The following is a 23,475-nucleotide window of genomic DNA, read 5'->3' as shown; positions in this document are numbered from 1 at the left end:
ATCTCAAAAGAAATTGGCGCAGCTGTTTGAAGCAAACATGATGCGCCAACCTTCATTTACGTTTTCATCTATATCCACCATATCGAATTCCACCCTTCAATTCAACAATGTTAAACTTTCCCGATTTGTTTGAAAATTGTGTGCGGTTTCAAGGATGAAATGATAAAATGACATCAAGCTATACATAAAAGGAGGATGCTTGATGAACGACCAACGAAGAAATTTATACTTTTTTTATCAACAAACCGAAGAACTAAATGATAAATTGGAATCCTTATTCCAACTTGCACGCGACAATGATTTTCATATTGTCGAGGATTCCACAGATGCCAACATCATCATCGCTGTAGGTGGCGACGGCACCTTCTTGCAGGCTGTCCGCAAAACGGGGTTCCGACAGGACTGCCTTTATGTAGGAATTAGAACCGGCCATGAAGCAGGTCTTTACTGTGACTTCGACATCGATGACCACGATGAAATGATTGATGCGATGAAGAATTCTGAAGTGGAAGTACGCCGCTTCCCAGTTATTGAAACAACAATTAATGATGAATCCACCTTCATGTGTTTAAATGAATGCAGCGTCCGCTCCACGTTGATCAAGTCAATTGTCATTGATGTCCACATTGATGACTTGCATTTTGAAACCTTCCGTGGAGACGGCTTAATTATTGCCACTCCTACTGGAAGCACCGCTTACAATAAATCCATTAACGGTGCGGTCGTAGATCCGAAGCTTCCGTGCTTCCAAATTAGTGAGCTTGCTTCTCTTAACAATAACCGCTACCGTACGCTAGGCTCTTCCTTTATTTTAAGTGGGGAACGGTCTCTCAAGCTCAAAGTCCGCCAAGATGGAAATGATTATCCGATTATTGGCATGGATAACGAGGCTTTTTCCATCCGTAATATTCACGACGTTACCATCAATCTCAGTGAGAACGTCATTAAGACGGTCAAACTAAAAAACAATACGTACTGGGACCGCGTTAAACGTACGTTCCTGTAATATCGTCAGCACCTAAAAAAAGGAACTTCCGACACATCGGAAGTTCCTTTTTAGTATAAAATGTCCCTATTATAGATAAGCTCTTGTTTGTGGAAGACTCAGTTTCGAGACTTTAGTGTTAGAGATTCGGGGCTGCGGAGGATAACTTGCTTCCCAGCCACCCCTGACGCTCATCCCAAGCAACGAACCCCGAAACATCTAATAATCAAGTCTTACACTATCCTGCCATATCGTTTAATAACTTGTTTTGCTGAGCGATTAGGAGCGTTGGTAGACAATGTCTTCGTCTACAACGGTCATCGTAACCGTTGCGTCTGCGAGTTCATGAGATTTAAGAGCAAAAAGATCTCTATCTAAGACGGTAAAGTCAGCAAGGAACCCTTCCTGAATCATCCCTTGTTCATTCTCCTTGTATATCGCTTGAGCACTCCCTTTCGTATAAAGGGAAATGGCTTCATAAACGCTCAGCTTCTCTTCTGCCTGATAGACAGCGTGATCATAGGAGGCCCTTCTGTCTACAGCTGCTCGGATACCCAGCAAAGGGTTAATCTCTTCTATAGGGGCATCCGATCCTCCAGCACATTTAATTCCCGCATCAAGCAGCGTTTTCCAGGAATAAGAATTCTTTAACCTTAAGTTTCCCAGACGTTCTATGACCCACGGGAAGTCAGAAGCAACAAAGGTTGGTTGAATATCCAAAACGATATTTAAGCGCTGCAATTGATGAATTAACGCAGGGCTTAGAATTTGTGCATGAATAATACGATCACGTTCCCCGTTTTTCAGAGGATTAGACGCAATGGCATTCGCCACCGCTTCAACAGCTCCGTCACCAATGGCGTGTACAGCAACCGGCATATCTCTTTTTCTTGCTTCTTTTACAAGGTGATCAAGCTCTTCAGTAGTGTGAATGGCCACACCATGGTTTTCCGGATCATCTGCATACGCATCTTTTAACCATGCCGTCCTTCCGCCTAATGCTCCATCAGAGAAAATTTTCAAAGCTCCTAATTCCACAAAGTCCGTCCCTTTTTTGAACCCTAGTTTTTCTTGATCTACCTGTTCAATGACACCGTGATGGATCAATAGGTGGGCACGGAATTTCGTTTCCTTACCGTCAATCACATTTAGGAACGCATCGTACGTTTTTTTAAAACCCCCATAATAATTCAAGTCTTCACTATGACCGCCTACAAGACCAAAAGAATGCATATCCTTAACAGCTAAATCCGTAGCTTTTCTCAGATACTCAGGCGTCACTTCAGGCATGGCCCCTTTAATAAGTTCCTGCGCCTGATCATGAAAGAACCCGGTCGCTTCTCCATGTTCGTCCCTTACGATTACGCCTCCCTGAGGGTCTTTGGTGTCTTTCTTAATTCCAGCCATGGTCATTGCTTTTGTGTTCGCTAATAAGGCATGTCGGCACACCCTTGTCAGCATCATAGGATGTTCGGAAGAAATTTCATCAAGCTCATCTTTATGTATGATGCGTTTTTCTTCCCATTGATTTTCATTCCAACCATCCCCAATGATCCATTCTCCAGGTGGCAGTTGTTCTGCGTGCTGTTGCAACGCCTGTTTCACTTCTTCTGCAGATTTCATAAATGAAAGGTCCAGCCTCAGCAGACGTTCTCCGTGGCCAATGATGTGTAAATGACTATCCGTGAATCCCGGGTACATGACAGCCCCTTTTAGATCGTGTTCTTCCTTTATTTGATCTTTGTAGGTTTGATATAACCGTTGTGTATCGCCAACTGCTTTCACCTTCCCCTCGGAGGTCACGACCGCTTCCACCCATTCTCCTTCTTTTTTCATCGTATATATTTTTCCACCATACCAGAGCTTCACTTTTAACACTCCCTCTTTCTTCCTTTTATCTATACCATAATCGATATGTGGCAAGAAATGAAGTACAAGCTACTAAACGAACTAATGTGAGTATCAGTGCTACGGCATCGAGATGTTAAAGTTCTATCTGACTTAAACCAAAATGTAACCTTTCATTATTTCCTGGACAATAAAAAACTCTGGTCTTAGAGACCAGAGTTAATATAATCTACAGTAAATCATCGAATTCTTCGTCTTTTTGACCCGATTGACGATCAGGGGAGACTTCAATGGTATAGGAATCTTCCAATGCTTTTTCGATATCTTCGGTGAAATCTGAATTGGATTCATAATAATTGGCATTTTTTCTTGTTGGTTTGGTCTTAGGTGCTTTTGGCACGAATACTGTACAGCAATCTTCAAAAGGGCGTATAGAAATCTCATATGTTCCAATTTTTCTTGAAATATCGATAATCTCTATTTTGTCCATTGAAACAAGCGGCCTGATAATCGGGTAATTGGTTACTTCATTAATGGTATTCATGCTCTCCATCGTCTGACTGGCTACTTGCCCTAGGCTTTCGCCAGTAGTGATGGAAAGAAGTTCATTCTTAGCTGCCACTTGCTCACTGATTCTCATCATCATACGGCGCATGATTGTCATGCTGTAACCTTCTGGCATTTCACGATGAATCTTCTGCTGGATTTCTGTGAATGGAATGACATGAATCTTCACTTTGGAACCAAAGTTGGATAAGGCCTGGGCAAGATCAATGACTTTTTGTTTCGCCCGTTCGCTTGTGTAGGGAGGTGAATGAAAATGAATCGCTTCAATTTCAACCCCACGTTTCATTGTCAAATAACCGGCGACAGGACTATCGATTCCACCTGAAAGCATCAACAAACTCTTCCCTGTGGTACCAACAGGCAGTCCTCCCGCTCCCGGGTAATCTTGTGCGGTCACATAACATCCTTCATGACGAACTTCTACTTTTATTTCAACATCAGGATTGTGCACATCGACTTTTACATCTTCCGTTTGACGGAGGATATGGCCCCCTAATAAAGGGTTGAGCTCCTGCGAAGGAATAGGGAAAGTTTTGTCCGTCCGTTTTGATGATATTTTGAAGGTGCGGGCATTCCTTGCATCATGAAAGGCCAGCATCACAGCATCTTTCATCTGCTCTTCTTCTTTTTCCACCATCACAGCAAAACTGAGGCTGTGAATACCGAATACTTCCTGGCATTCTTCCATTACTTTATGAGGGTCTTCCCCATTCAGCAGGACAAACATGCGTCCTTGTGTTTTCTTTATCGTTGTATTTGGATACTTTCTCAGCTTTATAGCAATATTACTTTGCAGTTTTTGTTCAAATGCACGTTTATTTTTCCCTTTCAACGCCATTTCACCGTACCGAATCATAATCCGATCGAAATTCATTATGTTCACCCCATCGTTGCTTGTAAGTTTTCAACTGTTTGATCTAATTGCTTCAGGAACAGTTCAATTTCATTGAATTCATTTTTTGTAGAAAGACTGACACGCAAGGCCGAAGTCGTCCGCTCATAATCCAAGTTGCATGCCTTGAGTACAGCACTCACGTCCGGCTGTTTGGAAGAACAGGCAGATTTGGTGGAAATGAAGATCCCTTCTTCCCCTAGGGCGTGAATAATGACTTCAGGTTTATATCCTGTAATGGAAAAATTAATGATATGAGGAGCCCCGTCCTCCGGTGAATTGATTTTACAATAGTCACGTTTCATGAGCCCTTCCCATACCATCGCTCTCATTCTACTTAAGTGGTTTACTTTTTGTTTGCGATCTTCATGAAGCAGTCTTAGAGCTTTTACAAACGCTACTGTACCAGGTAGATTTTCTGTTCCTGCTCTGACTTCTGATTCTTGGCTTCCTCCATGCAATAGAGGAAAAACACTCACATGCTTCTGCATGAGTAGAGCTCCTGTCCCTTTTAATCCATGAATTTTATGACCAGAAAGGGTACATAGATCAATACCCCAATCTTTGACAGAAAGCTCTATTTTTCCTAATCCTTGAACATGATCGACATGAAAGAATACTTTAGGGTGAGCCTTGAGTAATTCTCCGATTTCCCGCACGGGTTGAACGGTACCCAGCTCATTATTTACACTCATCACACTGACAAGGATCGTATCTTCCCTTAATGCTTGCTTAATATCTTCAGGATTAACTTTCCCGTTCTGATCAACATTTATATAAGTGACTTCAAAACCCAATGTTTCCAGTGCCTTGAATGCTTCCATAACAGAAGGGTGTTCAATCATAGTCGTAACCAAATGTTTCCCTCTGGATTGATGTTGAAGTGCAATCCCTTTAATCGCCATATTATTTCCTTCCGTACCACCGGAGGTGAAAACCACTTCCTGCGGTTCAACGTTTAATAGCTGGGCCGCTTGTTTTCTTGATCGACCCAATAAACGTTCCGCTTCACTCCCAAAACGATGAACAGATGAAGGATTGGCAAAATATTGGTCTGCGACCTTTTGAAAACTCTCCAACACTTCATAGTGCGGATGAGTTGTAGCACTGTTATCTAGGTAAATCATGGGCTCTGACTCCTTTTATTTTCGAATTGCAGCTCATTATTTTATCATAACATGAAGTCAAATGAAACACTTGGTTATGAACAACAAAAGAGCATCTGCCTTAAGCAGATGCTCTTTTCCTAACTATTGTCGGTGTCATTAAATTCAAGAGAGTTAAGGAGGGTATCAATACTAAGCTTTCCATCTTCACGAACATCGTTGACCCAGGCTTTTGTCAACGTTTTTCCTCCAAAGATTGTTGTAGTATCATTTTCTACTCCTTGGATTCTTTCAAAAAAATCAGCGGTTGATTGATCATTCAAGTGTTTTTCCATTGTCATAGGCCGAGTAAAACCATGTTCCCCGCTTTCCAACATCCTGATATCTGAAGTTTGAATAACAACGGTAAGAACACTTGCCCATATTAGAACTGTTCCTGAAATTAATCCGATGATGATTCTTTTATTCAAATGAGACACTTCCTAAACTAGGACTTCTTCCTCTTTGTCAATCTTGGACAGTGCAGCTGGATCCACTTCTTTAATGGCTTCTGTTGCAAGAGTCAGTGCTTGATCATAGTGATAAGACCTGAATTTCTCCTCTGCTTCAAGAAGTTTCGCTGCTAAGATTGGATATTTGCTTCTATAACGATTGCCGCATTGAATCACACGTTCTGCCAGCTGAGCTGTTTCCATTACCTTTTCCGCATCTCCACTCAACTGCTCCGTCATTTCCATTGCCTCATCCAGTTTTTCATTGACTACAGCCATATCCAGCGGCTGTGCCTCAAGACTTTGAAATACCTCATCGACTTGATGACTGGCTGCTTTCATATCTTCATAGATAGAGGTAGGAATACCAGGAATATTGCTTCTCTTTAATTTACGATGAGTATCTAAAAGAAGGCTCTCCATTTTCGTCAATTTCTGCTTGGCTTCACGTTCATCTTTTCTGAGGTTTTGAACACGCTCCTGGAAATACCCGTGCTGCTCTTCAAGTTCCTGCAATTGTTTTTCCGTATCTTCAACCTCTTCGCGGAGGAGGACATAGGAAGTTTCACCATCTGCCCGCCTGAAATCAAGACTAGTCACGCGTTTACGCATTTGATTAAACCACTTCTTCAAGCTTCGGTGAGAATCCAAATGTCCTTCCTCCACTTGATAGGTTTGTTGTATTTCTTCTAGTTCCCGTTCCGTGTCTGCCAAAACATATTCCAACTCATCCAACTGAGCTTTAAGCGGTACGAATTCCTTTTCCACATAATGATGGGCCACCGCTTCACTTTCCAGCAGCTGATACATTTCCTGGATTCTTGTCTGTATTTCTGCCAGGGTTTCTTCCATTCCTGATTGATCTCCCTGCTCCAGTTGAACGAGCATTTCCTCAAGAGACCGCTCATAATTATGTAACTCTGGAAGGAAATCAAAATGAGAGATACGGTAACCTTCCGCCTTCATCTCTTCCACACCGTTTTCCAGCTCTTTCAATTGTTCAGGTAATTCAATTTTCACTTGTTTCAATCGATCAGGAAAATGCTCGACATCCTCCTGCAATTGTGTAGTCTCTTGACGTATCGTTTGCACAAGAGTATTGGCTTCGATGTAATCCCCTTGCTCGGTTAATTGTTCATATTCACTGAGCTTATCCTTCAATTCGCCCACTCTTTGTTCAAAAACACGGACCGCTTTGCCGTATTGATGACGATTTTGAATAAGAAGTTTGGTGAGTTCTTTCAATTCCGGCTCCATCGATTCCATTTCCAAACGGCTTTGCTTTTCAGAATCAAGGAGGTCTTCCAACTCTTGAAGCATCATTTTGATGTCTTCCTCAATGGCTACTAACTTTTTCTCGGTGTTTGCCAAAACGACTTTTACTCGTTTAAAACGATAGCGATCCGCCGCTTCTTCTGCATCGAAAAGGTCTTCCTCCAGCTCAGGCAGCTCTTTTGTCAAAATTTGATCCCAACGAGCCCGCCACGCTTCGAACTTTTCCTGAGTCTCACCAGAAAGGTTTAAACTTTTCACTTTGGATAACTCTTCAGTGACGCGTCGGTTCATGATATCCATTTTCCAACCTTCCAGGCGATCCACTTCATCATAGACCTTTTTCCGCCAAATCAGCCCTATGATGAACAATGCGATGAGTAGTAAAATAGCCCCGATGACGTACTTCATAAACAGCCTCCTTACAATAAACGTGCCATACGGATGTATTACGTTCCGAATTGTGATTTAGTTGTTTATAATGATACCATGTAAAACATCCTTTTGGCTAAAATATTTCAAATTTATTATCATATTGACAAAAATTTCAAGCGCAAAGGAGAGACGACTATGATTGATGGTCACATCCATACACCTTATTGCCCCCACGGCTCTTCAGACACCCTTAAAAGTTACATTGAAGAAGCTGTAAAATGCGGATATCATTCCATGACATTTACAGAACACGCACCACTTCCTTCCACATTTGAAGACCCCGTCCCGGAAAAGGACAGCGGAATGTCTTTTCAACAAGTGGAAGAGTATTTAAAAGATATCGATCAGCTAAAAGCAGAATACAATAATGAAATTCACATTCAAAAAGGGTTCGAAGTGGATTATATCGAAGGGTATGAAAAAGAAGTGGAAAGCTTTCTTAATACCTATGGCCCCTCTCTTGATGACAGCATCCTGTCCGTTCACTTCTTAAGGGGACAAAGCCAGTGGTACTGTATCGACTACAGCCCGGACATGTATAAAGAAGCGATTCATGATTTCGGTGGAGTGGATCAACTTTACCAAGCCTACTACAATACGCTCACCCAATCGGTACTAAGTGAGTTAGGCGAATACAAACCAACCCGTGTCGGACATATGACGCTTGTGAAGAAATTCCAACGCCTTTATCCCGCGCCGGAAAATTGGGAAAAACAGGCTCATTCGTTCCTTCAACTTGTTCAGGATCATGGATATACCCTTGATTATAACGGGGCAGGGATCGTGAAAGAGCATTGCAAAGAGACTTATCCGCCATTACAAATGGCAAGACAAGCCTCTTCCATGGGCATTCCTTTAATATACGGTTCTGACGCTCATACAGCATCAGGTCTGGGTCAAGGATACAGCTCAATCGACCACCGGATTCTCAAGCTTTAGCAAGCTCCTGAACGGAACGATGATCATTCATTAGTCCACTATACATTTCTACAAAGTGGTTGAGAGAAGCGTCTGTAATAAATGGATCTTTAAACTCATGCGGCATCATGAACGGAGCATTTAAAAGTCCTTTCAATTGAAGCAGGCATAATTTTTCTTTAAAAGTGACATCAATATGGGAGTTTTTATCGAAAAGGATTTGAGTAAGTAAATGATTCTCTTTCGCCAAGTAAGTGACGAGCATTTCTCTTGCAAACGTGGTGTTTAACGTTAGCTCCCTGTTTAACAAACAAGATAGTTGATAATTTGATTGTTTATAATGTAGAATTTTTTTCACTAATTCATTTTGACGATATTCACCTTCTGAGGGTTGCTCGTTTTCCAGCATTTCAAGATAGGGCTCGAAATAGCTTACAGCGAGCGATTCAAAAAGGCCTTGCTTGCTCTTAAAGTAGTAATGGATCAACGAGACATTGACATTAGCTGCCTTTGCGATATCTCGGACAGATGTTCCATTGAAACCTTGGCTGTAAAAAAGGCGGCAGGCTACATCTAACACTTTGTCACGCGTTACGTTTGGTCGGCTCATTATTTTTCCCCCTCAGGAAAAGATTCTCTACATTTGTTGGATTTCCTGCTAGCAATCGTCCATCAAATACCGACAGAAAATTCTCTTTTTGTCGAATACTATAAGTTCAGGAGGTATAATGATGTTTCAATCAACTTCTTATACAGGTACAAAAAATGAAACATACGATCTGGTCATTAAACAATTAAAAGCTCTCATCGAGGACGAACCAGATCAAATCGCAAACTTGTCCAATGCATCCTCCCTTCTCAATCAGTTCCTGGATGATGTCAATTGGGTCGGCTTCTATTTGTGGAAAGACAGCCAGCTTGTTCTTGGTCCTTTCCAGGGCCTTCCTGCTTGCGTCCGGATCCCATCAGGCAGAGGGGTCTGTGGTACAGCCGTAGCTAAAAATGAAGTTCAGCGCATCGAGGACGTCCATGCGTTTCCAGGGCATATTGCTTGTGATGCGGCAAGTCAATCTGAGATTGTCGTACCTATTGTAAAGAATGGTGAAATCTTTGGCGTCCTTGATATCGACAGCCCTTCTAAAGGAAGGTTTGATGAAGTGGATGAGGAGAAACTAGTCGAATTCGTACAAACTTTGCAAGAATATATTTAAAAAGAAGCCGCTGGGTATTTTCACTCCAGCGGCTTCTTTTAGCTTCTCTCTATAATTGGATGAGCTGTTACTATGCGATTTCTTCCAGAACTTTTAGCTTTATATAAGGCTTGATCCGCCTGTTGGACAATTTGCTTCCGGTCCGGCCTGAGCCATTCGGCCTTCCAAGGAGCAATTCCACAGGAAACCGTTACAGCAGGGGAAGTTGAGACCGCTATCTTTTCACGGATCGTTTCCGTTAGATCATGGGCTTTTTCAGATGGAACCATAGGAAGATAGACCGCGAGTTCTTCTCCTCCCCACCGTGCGGAAAGACCTTGATCTCCAATGACAGATTTAATTATATCAGCTACCTGGCAAATGACTTCATCACCAACCTGATGGCCATAAGTGTCATTAATGGTTTTAAAATTATCAATATCAAAGAGAATCAAACTACCGATCTCATCATGCTTAACATGTTGTTCCACACACCGGTCCAGATGAACTCTGGAATGAAGTTTTGTTAGATAATCAGTGATGACCGCCTTCTCCAACTCCTCTCTCAGGATTGAATTCGCAAAGGCCAGTGTAGAATGGGCGACAAGCGATTGAAGAAGTTTAAATGACTCAAATGTAAAAAAATAAGGATCTTTATGGAGGACAATGGCAAGACCACTGAAATGTTCGTGATCTTTCATCGGCACGGCCATCAGAGAACGGTATGGCAGGACATGTTCAAACGGCTTCGCCTCCAGATCACTTATGAAAAGCGGGCCCTCTTGATGGGATATGGTTCTTTTCACATGATGCACCAGTGGGCTTGAGTCGGATGAAGCAAAGTATTCTGTACTCCCTTCAAGAACGGTGTGACTTGAAAGATCTTCATACGTAACAAAACCGACTTCATCTGCATGAAAAGACTGCTGAATTTTATGCGCCATATAACTGATCTTTTCTGTTAATCGCATATTGGAGTTAAGTTTTTGCGAGGTGGAATTAATTAATTGCAGATCACTGTTTAACTTTCTTGATTGCTGATAAAGCTGGGCATTTTCAAGAGCTTTTCCTGCTGTGTTTGCTATGAAAATGAAAAATTCAACATCTTTTTTGGGGAAATACAAGTACCCTGGTGTCACAACCTTCAAGACTCCATAGATGCCTTGTTTCCCTTTAAGAGGAGCATATAGAATGGAACGTTTTTCTACCAGGTGGTCTTCCATTTGTACTTCTCCTGTTAAATAAGCCTGTGTACTTGCACTTGACTCAAGATCCATGTCGTAAGTGAGCTCGCGGACAGGAAGATCGTTATCTTTTGTATAATCATTCGACAATAATAAATAGTATTGAAAATCTGGATAGGTTTTTCTTAAAGTGTCTATGATCTCTTTTAACACTCCATCTGTATCAATAGAGGAATGGAAATGAGAAGTTATTTTGTATAATAACTCGTACTTTTTCTCTTCCTCCATGGAAGCGTAAAAACCTTCGAACTTTTTTATACACTTTGTAACCTCAGAACTAATCGCAAGCAGTAACTCCTCCTCCATCCGGACGGCAGACTTCTCCTTCAAAACTAGATATCCATAGACGGTTTCACCGGAGTGGAGGGAAGCAACTCTTAATGAGGAGCCTGTTGATTTCGCGTCGATGATATGTGACACGTCTGATTGAATTGTCGTTTCGGCATATAGATCATCCAAAGAAAAGTGGCTTCTCAATGATACTCTCACTGCCTCATCCTTTGAATGAATTTGAAACCGACCTTTCCACTCATCCAGCAAATAAATGGCGCAAAAAGAGGCTTGTGAAAATTCCTTTATTTTATCAGTCAGGTTGACAACAAACTGTTCATACGTATAGGGTGATTCCGAAATAAGATATTGGAACAAAAGACTTTGTAGTTTTTCCATTTTCTTATTTATGAGGGATTGGACAATCATTCGACTCACCTATCTTCCCTAACAAACGATTTGAGTATATTGTACCATTACTTTAATCATAAATACGACCGTCAATATGTAAAAAAATATATCATTATTAACTATATGTTCAATATGATATCATTCTATCTCTATATGTTCAGAATCATCCAGCATTGAACTATACCCTCCTTCTGATGAGAACATCCCTTTGGCATCATAGAGAAGAGCATGGGGATTTTCACAAGGATATAAAGTTACTGCTGATTTGTAATTGTACTTAAGATGACTCAGGGATTGCTCTCCCTCACCTACGCCGGGAGTTTCTGCTCTAAATGTTTACATATAGAATGTTGATCCTGTTTTCAATTTTCCTTTCATCCCTACTTATCTTTATTTTTCAAACCAAACCCCTTGACTTCCATCTCTAATAAGATTACAATATTCGTTGTGTAAAATAAATGGCAGCCTATGTGAACCACCATTGTCATCATTTTGTTCCTCGCTTTGAGGTGCATCGCGTAACTCTCTGCTGCTGGGGCGAAGGTGCATGAAAACATAATGAGCAATGACCGAAGGGACACACTGTTTTTATTTTATGCAAAATAAAATAAAAAGGAGGAAATTCCTATGGCACGTTATACAGGTCCAACCTGGAAAAAATCACGTCGTTATGGTATTTCTTTAAGCGGAACTGGTAAGGAGCTTGAAAAGCGCCCTTACGCTCCTGGACAACACGGTCCAAACCAACGTAAAAAACTATCCGAATTCGGTCTTCAACTACAAGAGAAGCAGAAGCTTCGTTTCATGTACGGTTTGACTGAGCGTCAATTCCGTCGCTTGTTTGAAGAAGCGGGTAACATGAAAGGGATCCACGGTGAAAACTTCATGTTGCTTCTTGAATCCCGTTTGGATAACCTCGTTTACCGTTTAGGTCTAGCTCGTACGCGCAACCAAGCTCGTCAGCTAGTTACTCACGGTCACGTTACTGTAGATGGCGGTCGCGTTGATATCCCATCTTACCGCGTAGCTCCTGGTCAAGTGATCAGCCTTCGCGAAAAATCTCAAAAGCTTAACGTCGTAGAAGAAGCGATCGAAGTAAATAACTTCGTACCAGAATATCTTACTTTCGACGAAGACAAGCGTGAAGGAACGTACACTCGTTTCCCTGAGCGTTCTGAGCTTCCTTCTGAAATCAACGAAGCTCTTATCGTTGAATTCTACTCTCGTTAATTTCTGCTTTTGCAGAATGACGACAAAGCACCTTTGGAATGTCATTTACATTCCAAAGGTGCTTTTTTATGTCTTAATTATTATAGAGAAAAGAAAGTACTCTCCTTTCTTTTCTCTATAATTGTTCATAAAAAAGAGGCAGGCCTCCACGACCTGCCTCTTTATTTTGTTATTGGAATTTAATCAAGAAGTACTTTTTCTTCCCGCGACGGATAATCGTAAAGCGATCCTCAATACGATCTTCCTCACTGATCGTATGTTTGAGATCCTGATTACGTTCTCCGTTAATATAAACAGCACCATTGCCGATATCCTCCCGCGCCTGACGCTTCGAAGAGGAAATGCCTGCGTTCACAAGCAGATCCAGCAGCTGCGGTTCTTTTTCGTCGGAGTTGTAAGTTGGAACATCTTTAAATCCCTGTTCAATTTCTGCGCCTGATAAAGCCTTGATATCTCCACTAAATAAAGCAGCAGAAATGCGCTCCGCCTGTTTCAAGGCTTCCTCATCATGAACGAGCTTGGTCATTTCTTCAGCTAGACGACGTTGAGCCACACGTTTTTCCGGTTGAGCTTCTACTTCTTTTTCAAGTTCAGAAATTTCCTCTAAGTCCAGGAATGTGAAATACTTCAGGAAGCGGATGACATCGCGATCATCTGCGTTGATCCAGAACTGATAGAATTCGTAAGGGGACGTTTTCTCAGGATCAAGCCAGATCGCCCCACCAGCTGTCTTCCCGAATTTTGATCCATCGGCTTTTGTAATCAATGGAACAGTCAAACCATAGACTTCCACTTCTTCTTCTCCTGCGGCAGATCGTCTCAGCAGTTCAAGACCAGCTGTAATGTTCCCCCACTGATCGCTTCCACCGATTTGAAGCGTGCAATTTTCTTTTTGATACAACTGTTGGAAGTCAAGAGACTGCAGGATCATGTAAGAGAATTCTGTATAGCTGATTCCCTGCTCAATGCGGGACTCTACAGAATCTTTCGCCAACATATAGTTGATCCCAAAGTGTTTACCAGTATCCCGAAGGAAATCAATGATGGTCATTTGAGATAACCACTCATGGTTATTTCGCGCAACCGCTGCATTTTCACCTTCATCGAAATTAAGGATTCTCGCTAATTGTTCTTTGATGCTCTCACTGTACCCTTGAACGACCTCTGCACTGTTCAGCTGCCTTTCACTTGAGCGGCCACTCGGGTCCCCGATCATTCCAGTACCGCCGCCAACAAGGGCAATCGGACGATGTCCTGCTTGTTGGAACCTTTTCAACATGAGAACTGGAAGCAAATGTCCAATATGCAGACTATCCGCTGTCGGATCAAAGCCACAGTATAGCGTTACCTGTTCTGTTTCAAGGTGCTTTTTCAATCCTTCTTCGTCTGTCATCTGGTTGATCAAACCACGTTGTTGCAAATCCTTCAAAATATCCATTGGATCACTCCTCAATCTGTTATAAGTAGACTTGTGCTAAGGCCTAAGAGATGAATTTTCTGAAAACAAAAAAGACCTCATCCCCTTGTATAAAGGGACGAGGTCTCGCGGTACCACCCTTGTTGCACATACATATCATGTGCCACTCCGATCGATAACGGCATTTCACCGTCTTCTGATTCATACCAGAAGAATGCTCCAGGTCGTAATTCAAAAACAATTGTGTACCGGCTCTCACCCGCCGCCGGTTCTCTGAGACAGGGAATTGTTTTTTACTCCAGTCCTTCAACGCACATATATTCATCTACGTATATATTTATCACAACACAATCCAAAAAGCAATAAACCAGGGGTAGAATTATATCCTATCTCCCCTGGGTGTGTTATAATATTGGTGGATTTTTTAGGAGGTATTATCATGTCTAATAAACCGGAAAACGGGCGAAAGAAGCTGGATATACGCTCTTTATGGCAGAGTGGCACCATCCAGAAAAATGGCCGGATCACCTATGATGTCGTATGGAACGTCATCTTATTTTTTATCATCATCGGTGTTATCGGGTTATTCTTCGCAGGTGGTGTAGGCGCCGGCTATTTCGCTTCTCTTGTGAAAGATGAAGAGGTCAGAAGTGAAGAACAAATGAAAGAAACGATTTATAACTATTCAGAGACCTCGACCATGTTTTTCAATGATGAAAAAACTGAGATTGGTGACGTCAGGTCAGACCTCTACCGTGAGGAGGTCCAACTGGATCAGGTCAGTGAAGATTTGAGAAATGCTGTCATTGCGACAGAGGATGAATATTTCGGGGAACACAAAGGTGTGGTTCCAAAAGCGGTCATCCGTGCGGTTGTTCAAGAAGTGACTAACTCCTCTGTAAAAACAGGTGGAAGTACATTGACCCAGCAGCTGGTTAAAAACCAAATACTTACGAACGAAGTGTCATTTGAACGTAAAGCCAAGGAAATGCTGCTGGCATTGAGAATTGAGCGATTCCTTGACAAAGATCAGATATTGGAAGCCTATTTAAACATCGTACCTTTTGGCAGAAATGCGAATGGTCAAAATGTGGCAGGCGTACAAACAGCCGCCCAGGGTATTTTTGGTGTGGATGCCAAAGACTTAACATTGGCACAATCCGCTTTTATTGCAGGATTACCTCAATCCCCGTTCGGATATACCCCTTTTTATAATGACGGAACGATAAAAGAACCAGAAAACTTAGAAGCGGGAATCGACCGGATGCACGAAGTTCTGGAACGTATGCACGAGGCTGGGTACATCACTCAGGCAGAGTATGATGAAGCGATGAAGTTCCAGATTAATGAAGAAACGTTAACAGATCCAAAAGCGACTGTGCTAGGGACTTATCCTGCGATTAACCAAGAAGTCCACAAACGAGCAAAAACGTTAATCAAAGATCACTTGATGAAGCAAAATGGCCACACACAAAAAGACCTCAATGAAGATGAATCCTTACGTGAGGAATATAACACTATGGCAGAGCGTGAACTTTCTTCCGGTGGTTACCAGATTCATACAACACTAGACAAAGAAGTTTATGACGCGATGCAGAAAGTGAGAGATTCTTATACGAAAGGAAATTGGCCATGGGGGCAAGAAACGGTATTGAACAGTGAAGGCCAGGAAGAAAAGGTTAAATCGCCTTTACAACTGGGAAGCCTGATTGTTGAAAACTCTACAGGCAAGATCTACGGTTTCATCGGAGGATATGATTTTGAAGAAGAAAACCTAAACCACGCAACTCAGGCCCGCCGTTCGAACGGTAGTACTATGAAGCCGCTTCTTGTATATGGACCGAGTTTTGATTTGGGAGCAGCTCAACCTGGCTCTGTGATTGCAGATGTTCCTTACTACTACGATAGCGGAAAGGAAGTTCGTAACTTCTCGAGAAACCATAGAGGATTTGTTTCTGCCCGTTATGCTCTTGCTCAATCATATAACGTGCCTGCAGTAAAACAATACAAAAAAATTCAATCTCAAAAACCGGTAGAAAACTATCTGGTTAAAATGGGAATGGAAGAGAACTTAGTTAAAGATGACTACACGAATGAGTCCATGGCACTTGGTGGGCTCAGGTACGGAATTACAGTAGAAAACAACGTAAACGCCTATGCAACCTTCGGAAACATGGGTAAATTCGTAGATGCATACATGATTGAAAAAATCGAAACAAAAGATGGAGAAACCATCTATGAACATGAAGTTGAAGAAACAGAAGTATACAGCCCACAGGCTGCTTACCTAACCATCGATGTCATGCGAGATGTATTGGAATATGGCACAGGCTCCAGGGTCCGCGGTATGCTGTACAACCGAGGCGTTGACTGGGCCGGAAAAACCGGAACATCACAATCAACTCGAGACTCCTGGTTTGTAGCGACAAACCCTAATGTCACGGTTGGGATGTGGACAGGTTTCGCTGAAGGAAACATGCAGCGCTTGAATTACAACCAGCGTACGCAGGGCTTATGGGCAGACGTCGTTAATGCTGTTTCCGAAATTCGTCCTGAATTAATGGTTCCGGACAGTGGATTCCAAAGCCCGGGCGGCTTAGTTACACGATCTTATTGTGCAACATCAGGATTGCTGGCATCTGATCTATGTTCTTCTGTCGGTCTTGCCAAGAGCGATCTGTACGACGCCGACTATGCACCAACAAAAGTTGATGACAGTTTAATCAGCGGTGATTTTGTACGTGTCAAAGACCAACTGGTCGTAGCAGGTCCAAATACACCTGGCGAATTTATTATCGATGGTGGCGGGGTTACACTCAGCCCTGAATTCTTAGAAGAAAATGGATACACAAGTTCTGAAGTATTAAGAGAACTCTTGCCGAATTCAGGTGCATGGTCCAATGTGGCTCTCCCTTCCACAGGAAGTATCGGGTCAACAGCTTCTTCCATTGATAATGATGGACAAGCACCAGCCGCACCAGGTTCTGTGAGTGCTAGTGGATCAGCTCTTTCATGGACATCATCCTCCAGTAGCGATGTTGTAGGATACCGTATCTATCGCGCTTCTACTCCAGGTGGATCATTCACGTTTGTCGGAAATACGACAGACAACTCACTCGGCTTCTCAGGAGAAAGCGGGATTTATGCTGTAAGAGCTGTGGATTACTTCGGTCAATCTTCAGGATTATCCGGGACGACGACCGTAGGGAACCCTGGCGCACCAGAACCGTCAGATGATGAAGATACCTCTTCTAACAATTCTGGAGGTAACAATTCTGGAGAAAATTCCAACTCAGGGAATGACTCTTCCAATAACGGATCTTCCAATGAGGGGGACGATAACTCCAGCGGTTCAAACGGAAACGATTCTGGAGATGGTGAAGGAAATTCAGATGGTGGAGAGTCCAACGGTGGTGACGGATCAGGAAACAATGATTCTGGTGACAGTGGATCCGAAGGCAATGACTCCGGAGAGGACTCTGGAGGAGATGGATCTGAAGGTGGAACTGGAGGAGATGGTTCTGGTTCCGGTTCCGACTCCGGCTCTGGAGAAGGAGCTGGCGATGGTTCAGGAGGAAATGATTCTGGATCAGACGCTCAGGAAAATTAAACAATGAATAAAAAATCCGATCGGCTTGCCGGTCGGATTTTTTATTCATCATGAAAAACAACCAGGGTTTCATGTATAATGGAGGAAATTAGTAAAAAAATCTATTAATCTATGACAGGTGGTGGCTGAATGAATCATGAAAAAATGTATAATTACGAGGCATTTGACACAGAACATGGACCTGTCATCGTAGAAGGTCCATTGCCCTCCGAAGATCTTGAGAAATACACATTCAACGAAGGTTTGACAGCCTTCCGTCCCCCAGAAAAACAATTCGAAGCGATTAAAGGAATTGCAGACTTTGAAGAAGGACGCATTATTATTGCAAGGCATAATGAAGAAATTATCGGGTATGTAACTTATCTCCATCCAGACCCTCTGGAACGTTGGTCAGAAGGAAATATGGAAGACCTCATAGAGCTTGGAGCTATAGAAGTCATTCCAAAATTCCGCGGCTATCGTATTGGCTCACGTCTATTAAAAGTCTCTATGATGGATGAGTATATGGAAAATTACATCATTATTTCTACCGAATATTATTGGCACTGGGATCTTAAAGGAACGGGACTGAACATTTGGGATTATCGAAAAGTCATGGAAAAAATGATGGCAGCAGGAGGACTGACCCCCTCCCCGACCGATGATCCGGAAATTATATCCCACCCTGCAAACTGCTTGATGGTGAAAATAGGACGTCATGTTCCCGAAGCTTCTGTTGAACAATTTGATAAATTAAGGTTCTTAACAAGACACCAATACCGAATGAGGAGGTAGTTATATGTTAGTGGAAGAAATCATGAAAGAGAAAGTGATTACACTTTCCCCTGAAGAAACCATTGAAAAAGCACTGAAACTCCTTCATGAACATCACATTCGCCATATCCCGATTATCAATGAAGAAAATGAAGTCATTGGAATCGTCTCAGATCGCGATGTCAGAGATGCCAGTCCATCAATCTTTGAAAAAGAAACCGATCATGATGAGCTGAAGAATCCGATTCGTTCCATCATGACCTCACCAGTGACGACGGTCCACCCACTGGATTTTGTAGAAGAAGTGGCTTCGATCTTTTATGAGCAGGAAATTGCCTGTGTACCCGTGACTCGAGATGAAAAGCTGGTCGGAATTATTACTGAAAAAGATATGTTGTACACGCTCATTCAACTAACGGGTACACACGTCCAAAGTTCCCAAATTGAAGTGAAAGTGATTAACAAACCAGGAATACTCCCTCAGGTCACTCAAGTATTCGGGAAAAGAAAAGTAAATATCAGCTCTGTGCTGATCTATCCTTATAAACCTGACCCTAAATACAAAATCATTGTTGTAAGAATCCAAACAATGAACCCCTTGCCTACGATCGAGGATTTAAAATCTGAAGGCTACGAAGTTCTGTGGCCTCAAATGCCAGGGATTCCAACATGACGTGTCATGCTGGTTTCGTCTATTCCGAAGAATTTACGACATACCGTTTCCGTGACGATCACCCTTTCAATCAAATGCGTGTAGTGATGACAAAAGAATTGTTAGAAGCTGCAGGTGCGTTAACTGACAAAGACATTATTGCTCCGCGTCTGGCTACAGAAGAAGAGTTGTCGCTCGCGCATAGTAAAAAGTATATTGAAGCTGTCAAGAAGGCTGGGCAAGGGTTATTGACAGAAGATGAGGGTATGGAATATGGGATAGGCACCGAGGATACTCCAATCTTTAAGGGCATGCATAAAGCGTCTCAGCTACTCGTCGGGAGTACATTATCGGCAATCGATGCAGTCATGGAAGGAAACGTGAAACACGCATTGAATCTTGGTGGTGGCTTACACCACGGTTTTGAACGCAAAGCCTCTGGATTTTGCATCTATAATGATGGTGCCGTAGGAATTAAATATATAAGAGAAAAATACAATGCTAAAGTCCTGTATGTGGATACCGATGCGCACCATGGCGATGGTGTACAGTGGGCTTTTTACGATGATCCGAACGTGTGCACTTTTTCCATTCATGAAACAGGACGATACCTCTTTCCCGGCACTGGAAACGTAAATGAACGCGGACTGAAAGAAGGCTACGGTTATTCCTTTAATGTACCGATCGATGCCTTTACAGAAGATGAATCTTTTTTAAATGTTTATGAATCCGCTTTCAGAGAAATTGTAAATTTCTTCAAGCCGGATGTCATTGTCACTCAAAATGGTGCCGATGCCCACCATTTTGATCCTTTAACTCATTTATGCTCTACAATGAAAATTTACGAAGCCATTCCCAAATTGGCACATGAACTCGCTCACGAATACTGTGAAGGGAAATGGATTGCTCTCGGAGGGGGCGGATATGATATCTGGAGAGTGGTTCCACGTGCGTGGGCACAAATTTGGAAGGTGATGAATGACCAAACCCCTTTCCAAGGTTCCTTACCAGTGGAATGGGTGCAAAAATGGCAAAAGGAAGCTCCAGTAAACTTGATGGAAACATGGCATGATCCGCCAGGTGCTTTCAAGCCTATTCCCCGCCGAGAAGAAATAACGGAAAAGAACAAAAAAGTGTTAGCCAAAGCCTTACAATTAATCCATAATCAAAAAAAGTTTAATTCTATGTAATAACGAAAAAAGCCACTACTCTTTCAGTAGTGGCTTTCCGTTTATTAAGTAGAGGAGCTTTCATAATCAGGATCAAGAATGACGATTTCCACTCTCCGGTTTTTACTCCAATTCTCTTCTGAATCATTCGGTGCTACCGGCCTTGTTTCTCCATAAGCCACAGCAGTAAAACGTTTGGGATCTAACCCATCCGTATTTTGAATGATATACCGGATGACGCTGCTTGCTCTAGCTCCGGATAACTCCCAGTTAGAAGGATACCGATAGGTGTTGATCTGCCGGTTATCGGTATGACCTTCTACTTTAACGAAATTAGGAATATTCGTAAGGAGTGTCCCGACTTTCGCCAAAAAAGGCTTTGCCCCATCCAAAATTTCAGCGCGGCTCGTTTCAAACAGCAATTGTTCTTCTAATACCAATACGACACCACGCTCTGTTTGAGTGGCAGCAATGATGTCACTGAGTTCGTTTTCTTTTAAGTATTCATCGACTTCTTTTTTTAATTCTTCGAGATCTTCCTTCTCTTCAGCCTCATTAGATGCCACATGGTCCGGGTTTTCTATGGGGTCTTCAAACTCATTGTTTTTTTCCCCACTCTCTTGAATCTTCGTTTGTTCTGTAGGATAGTCATTCTCAATAGCCGATGGGTAAAAATCAAAAATCATCCGATTACGAAAAGACTCTGCGATGGCTTCAAACTTCACCAGGTTAATTTGAGACATAGAGAATAAAAGAATAAAAAACACGAGCACCAATGTGATCATATCCGCATATGTAGTCATCCATTTAGGTGCGCCTTTCTTAGTATCCTTTCTTCGCTTAAGATTCATTAGCCGTAGCTCCTAATGTATCTTCCTCTATTTGTTCCTTTTCTTCTGCTTTCTTATCACTTTCAGATAAAAAAGCGCCTAGTTTCTCTTCTAAGATTTTAGGGTTCTGTCCAGACTGAACACCTATGACACCTTCAATAATGACTTGTTTAATAAAAATTTCTTCATAAGTTTTGTTTTCAAGCTTCCCAGCCATTGGAATAAAGACTAAGTTGGCAAGCAATGTACCGTAAAACGTAGTGAGCAAAGCTACAGCCATTTGAGGGCCGAGGGTTGCAGGGTTGGATAAGCTTTGCAGCATAAGAACCAGCCCGATCAATGTCCCAATCATTCCCCAAGCAGGTGCATACTCCCCTGCCTTCTCAATGATGGCTCTCCCTCTTTGATGACGTTCCTCAACGGCTACGATTTCTGCTTTCATTATGTCGTTGATGACCTCTGGTTCGATTCCATCTACAGCCAGAAGAATCCCCTTTTTAATAAAAGGATCTTCTACTTCTTCCAGTTCTGACTCAAGAGCAAGTAAACCTTCTCTCCTTGCTTTTTCCGATAAGCTTACAAACAAGGAAATCAGTTCTCTTAAATTCATGTCACTCGTTTTAAAAGCCTCTTTGGTCACACGGAACGTGAGCTTCACTTCACTCATATTGAAGTTTACTAGAATTGCAGCTGCAAGTCCTCCAAGAACGATAAAAATCGAAGAAACTTGAATAAACGACTTAAATCCCCCGAAACCAGCGTTTGCCATGATCCCAAACATGACCATGGCAAAACCGAAAGTAATTCCGATGGGAGTCAATAAATCTTTTTTTGTCATTCCACTCTCTCCTCAGTTTCGAACAAGTACCTTATAGTACATATATCGGTACTATTTTTGCTGAGTTGAGTTTCTTTCGATAATTCTGTGTGGCAAAATAACGTTCTGCTCTTCCACTTCTTCCTTATTCATTAGTTTCGTTAGAAGACGCATGGCCACCGCTCCAATATCGTACATTGGCTGCACCACTGTAGAAAGCGTTGGACGTACCATTGTAGCTAGACGTGTGTTATCAAAGCCAAAGACTTCCATGTCCTCAGGAACGCGAATGCCACGGTCTTGGGCTCCGTGAATGACACCAAGAGCCATTTCATCTGAAGAGACGAAAATCGCAGTTGGCTGGTTGTCCATCTCCACGATTTGTTCTACAGCTTCTAGGCCTGAATCATAAGAGTAATCGCCCGTAACCATCCATTTTTCCGGCTGGTCTTCGCCACTTTCCTTCATGGCACGTTTGAAGCCTTCAACTTTTCCTGTATTAATGACAGTATTTTCAGGTCCTGAAACAAAAGCAATTTGCTTGTTATTTTCAAGCAGCAGCTTCGTTGCATCATAAGCAGCTTCTTCGTAATTAATATTTACAGATGGTGTTTCTTTAGTCTCATCCACTGTTGCAGCTAGAGCAATCGGGACAGATGAAGTTTTGAATTCCCGGATATGATCTTCAGTAATGTCTCCGCCCATGAAGATCAGCCCGTCTACTTGTTTACCTAACATGGCGTTGATTAAATGAAGTTCTTTATCTTTATTTTGATCAGAGTTGCTCAAAATAATGTTGTAATTGTACATCGTTGCAATATCTTCAATTCCGCGCGCTAATTCTGCGAAGAAAATACTTGAGATATCAGGAATAATTACTCCGACAGTTGTTGTCTTTTTGCTTGCTAATCCACGAGCGACAGCGTTCGGTCGATACCCCAGTCTCTCAATAGCATCATGTACCTTTTTCCGTGTCGCCGGTTTTACATTGGGGTTCCCATTAACCACCCTCGATACCGTCGCCATCGATACATTGGCCTCTCTTGCTACATCATATATTGTTACATTCATCATGCATCCTCCTTCGTCAAATCCAGTCGTTCATTTTTGTTCAATAGGATAATCATACGATAAATCGCTTACCCGCGCAATATTCGTAGCTTTTCTCTGTATTATTATACCCTAATTATTATAACGGATAGCCGTTTCCCTGCAAAAGAATAAGATAAAGGGAAGCTCCATCATTGAGATTTCCATAGATTATTGTGTTGGAATAGCCCTGAACACAAAAAAAGTTAGACTGGCTGACCAGCCTAACTTTTTATCTCTGTTGCTCGTTTTTTATGACTTTTCATCTGTAAAGCGTGA

The 23,475-nt window shown here is 42.2% G+C and carries 19 protein-coding genes and 1 other annotated feature; of the genes, 8 read left to right on the top strand and 11 right to left on the bottom strand.

Translation table 11 applies throughout. The features are described from left to right. The first annotated feature begins 202 nt into the window (after nt 1–202). A complete protein-coding gene (locus ACQ4XT_RS10620; protein WP_446853655.1) occupies nt 203–1,006 on the top strand; it encodes an NAD kinase in 804 nt (267 codons plus the stop codon). Between the two features lie 258 nt (nt 1,007–1,264). Here ACQ4XT_RS10620 and ACQ4XT_RS10615 read toward each other — a convergent pair whose 3' ends face one another. The 5 genes from ACQ4XT_RS10615 to ezrA all read right to left on the bottom strand — a co-directional run bounded on the left by ACQ4XT_RS10615 (nt 1,265) and on the right by ezrA (nt 7,572). Next, the gene (locus ACQ4XT_RS10615; protein ID WP_446853654.1) at nt 1,265–2,821 is read right to left on the bottom strand and encodes an amidohydrolase; all 1,557 of its coding nucleotides are present in this window, start codon (nt 2,819–2,821) and stop codon (nt 1,265–1,267) included. A gap of 241 nt (nt 2,822–3,062) precedes the next feature. Then, entirely contained in the window at nt 3,063–4,274 is a 1,212-nt protein-coding gene (gene thiI, locus ACQ4XT_RS10610) for a tRNA uracil 4-sulfurtransferase ThiI (protein ID WP_446853653.1), read from the bottom strand. A 5-nt stretch (nt 4,275–4,279) separates the two neighbouring features. Then, nucleotides 4,280–5,419: a cysteine desulfurase family protein gene (locus tag ACQ4XT_RS10605; RefSeq protein WP_446853652.1), complete on the bottom strand. Its 1,140-nt coding sequence runs from the start codon at nt 5,417–5,419 to the stop codon at nt 4,280–4,282. A 119-nt stretch (nt 5,420–5,538) separates the two neighbouring features. Beyond that, nucleotides 5,539–5,868 (bottom strand): hypothetical protein, encoded by a 330-nt coding sequence (locus tag ACQ4XT_RS10600; protein WP_446853651.1) that lies wholly within the window; start codon nt 5,866–5,868, stop codon nt 5,539–5,541. A 12-nt stretch (nt 5,869–5,880) separates the two neighbouring features. Beyond that, nucleotides 5,881–7,572 carry a septation ring formation regulator EzrA gene (gene ezrA / locus ACQ4XT_RS10595; RefSeq protein WP_446853650.1) on the bottom strand — a complete coding sequence of 564 codons (1,692 nt, stop codon included), beginning with the start codon at nt 7,570–7,572 and terminating at the stop codon, nt 5,881–5,883. Nucleotides 7,573–7,731: 159 nt separating this feature from the next. Here ezrA and hisJ point away from each other — a divergent pair, with 159 nt between their 5' ends. Further along, nucleotides 7,732–8,535, top strand: coding sequence for a histidinol-phosphatase HisJ (gene hisJ / locus ACQ4XT_RS10590; protein WP_446853649.1), 804 nt, complete (start codon nt 7,732–7,734; stop codon nt 8,533–8,535). Here the strand turns inward: hisJ and refZ are convergent. After that, complete coding sequence (gene refZ, locus ACQ4XT_RS10585; protein ID WP_446853648.1) at nt 8,525–9,124, bottom strand: forespore capture DNA-binding protein RefZ; 600 nt, start codon at nt 9,122–9,124, stop codon at nt 8,525–8,527. The two genes, hisJ and refZ, sit on opposite strands and share 11 nt — an antisense overlap. 121 nt (nt 9,125–9,245) lie before the next feature. On the opposite strand from refZ, the gene msrC reads away from it, so the two are divergent. Then, entirely contained in the window at nt 9,246–9,725 is a 480-nt protein-coding gene (gene msrC / locus ACQ4XT_RS10580; RefSeq protein WP_446853647.1) for a free L-methionine (R)-S-oxide reductase MsrC, read from the top strand. 38 nt (nt 9,726–9,763) lie between these two features. Here msrC and ACQ4XT_RS10575 read toward each other — a convergent pair whose 3' ends face one another. Next, a complete protein-coding gene (locus ACQ4XT_RS10575) occupies nt 9,764–11,647 on the bottom strand; it encodes a sensor domain-containing diguanylate cyclase (RefSeq protein ID WP_446855655.1) in 1,884 nt (627 codons plus the stop codon). A 609-nt stretch (nt 11,648–12,256) separates the two neighbouring features. On the opposite strand from ACQ4XT_RS10575, the gene rpsD reads away from it, so the two are divergent. Next, nucleotides 12,257–12,859: a 30S ribosomal protein S4 gene (gene rpsD / locus ACQ4XT_RS10570; RefSeq protein WP_446853646.1), complete on the top strand. Its 603-nt coding sequence runs from the start codon at nt 12,257–12,259 to the stop codon at nt 12,857–12,859. Between the two features lie 169 nt (nt 12,860–13,028). Here rpsD and tyrS read toward each other — a convergent pair whose 3' ends face one another. Next, complete coding sequence (tyrS, locus tag ACQ4XT_RS10565; RefSeq protein WP_446853645.1) at nt 13,029–14,297, bottom strand: tyrosine--tRNA ligase; 1,269 nt, start codon at nt 14,295–14,297, stop codon at nt 13,029–13,031. Nucleotides 14,298–14,387: 90 nt separating this feature from the next. Further along, nucleotides 14,388–14,595: a binding site (T-box leader), on the bottom strand. Between the two features lie 120 nt (nt 14,596–14,715). Between tyrS and ACQ4XT_RS10560 the strand changes: the two genes are divergently transcribed. The 4 genes from ACQ4XT_RS10560 to ACQ4XT_RS10545 all read left to right on the top strand — a co-directional run bounded on the left by ACQ4XT_RS10560 (nt 14,716) and on the right by ACQ4XT_RS10545 (nt 20,481). Continuing rightward, nucleotides 14,716–17,886 (top strand): transglycosylase domain-containing protein, encoded by a 3,171-nt coding sequence (locus tag ACQ4XT_RS10560; RefSeq protein WP_446853644.1) that lies wholly within the window; start codon nt 14,716–14,718, stop codon nt 17,884–17,886. Nucleotides 17,887–18,015: 129 nt separating this feature from the next. Continuing rightward, entirely contained in the window at nt 18,016–18,660 is a 645-nt protein-coding gene (locus ACQ4XT_RS10555) for a GNAT family N-acetyltransferase (RefSeq protein WP_446853643.1), read from the top strand. Nucleotides 18,661–18,664: 4 nt separating this feature from the next. Beyond that, on the top strand, nt 18,665–19,312 hold the full coding sequence (locus ACQ4XT_RS10550) for an acetoin utilization AcuB family protein (protein ID WP_446853642.1): 648 nt from the start codon (nt 18,665–18,667) through the stop codon (nt 19,310–19,312). Continuing rightward, a complete protein-coding gene (locus tag ACQ4XT_RS10545) occupies nt 19,309–20,481 on the top strand; it encodes an acetoin utilization protein AcuC (protein ID WP_446853641.1) in 1,173 nt (390 codons plus the stop codon). Before ACQ4XT_RS10550 ends, ACQ4XT_RS10545 begins: the two co-directional genes overlap by 4 nt. A gap of 44 nt (nt 20,482–20,525) precedes the next feature. Here the strand turns inward: ACQ4XT_RS10545 and motS are convergent, their stop codons facing one another. Genes motS through ccpA form a run of 3 tightly spaced genes read right to left on the bottom strand, consistent with a single transcriptional unit; the run spans nt 20,526 to nt 23,178 of the window. Next, nucleotides 20,526–21,311: a flagellar motor protein MotS gene (gene motS / locus ACQ4XT_RS10540; protein WP_446853640.1), complete on the bottom strand. Its 786-nt coding sequence runs from the start codon at nt 21,309–21,311 to the stop codon at nt 20,526–20,528. Further along, entirely contained in the window at nt 21,301–22,128 is an 828-nt protein-coding gene (gene motP, locus ACQ4XT_RS10535) for a flagellar motor protein MotP (RefSeq protein WP_446853639.1), read from the bottom strand. The genes motS and motP overlap by 11 nt, the downstream gene beginning before the upstream one ends. A gap of 51 nt (nt 22,129–22,179) precedes the next feature. Further along, nucleotides 22,180–23,178 (bottom strand): catabolite control protein A, encoded by a 999-nt coding sequence (ccpA, locus tag ACQ4XT_RS10530; protein WP_226591507.1) that lies wholly within the window; start codon nt 23,176–23,178, stop codon nt 22,180–22,182. Between the last annotated feature and the right edge of the window lie 297 nt (nt 23,179–23,475).

The organism is Halobacillus sp. 12SKB (assembly GCF_052941655.1).
The sequence above is the reverse complement of the archived record's forward strand: the minus strand, read 5'-3'. Positions and strand labels throughout refer to the sequence as shown.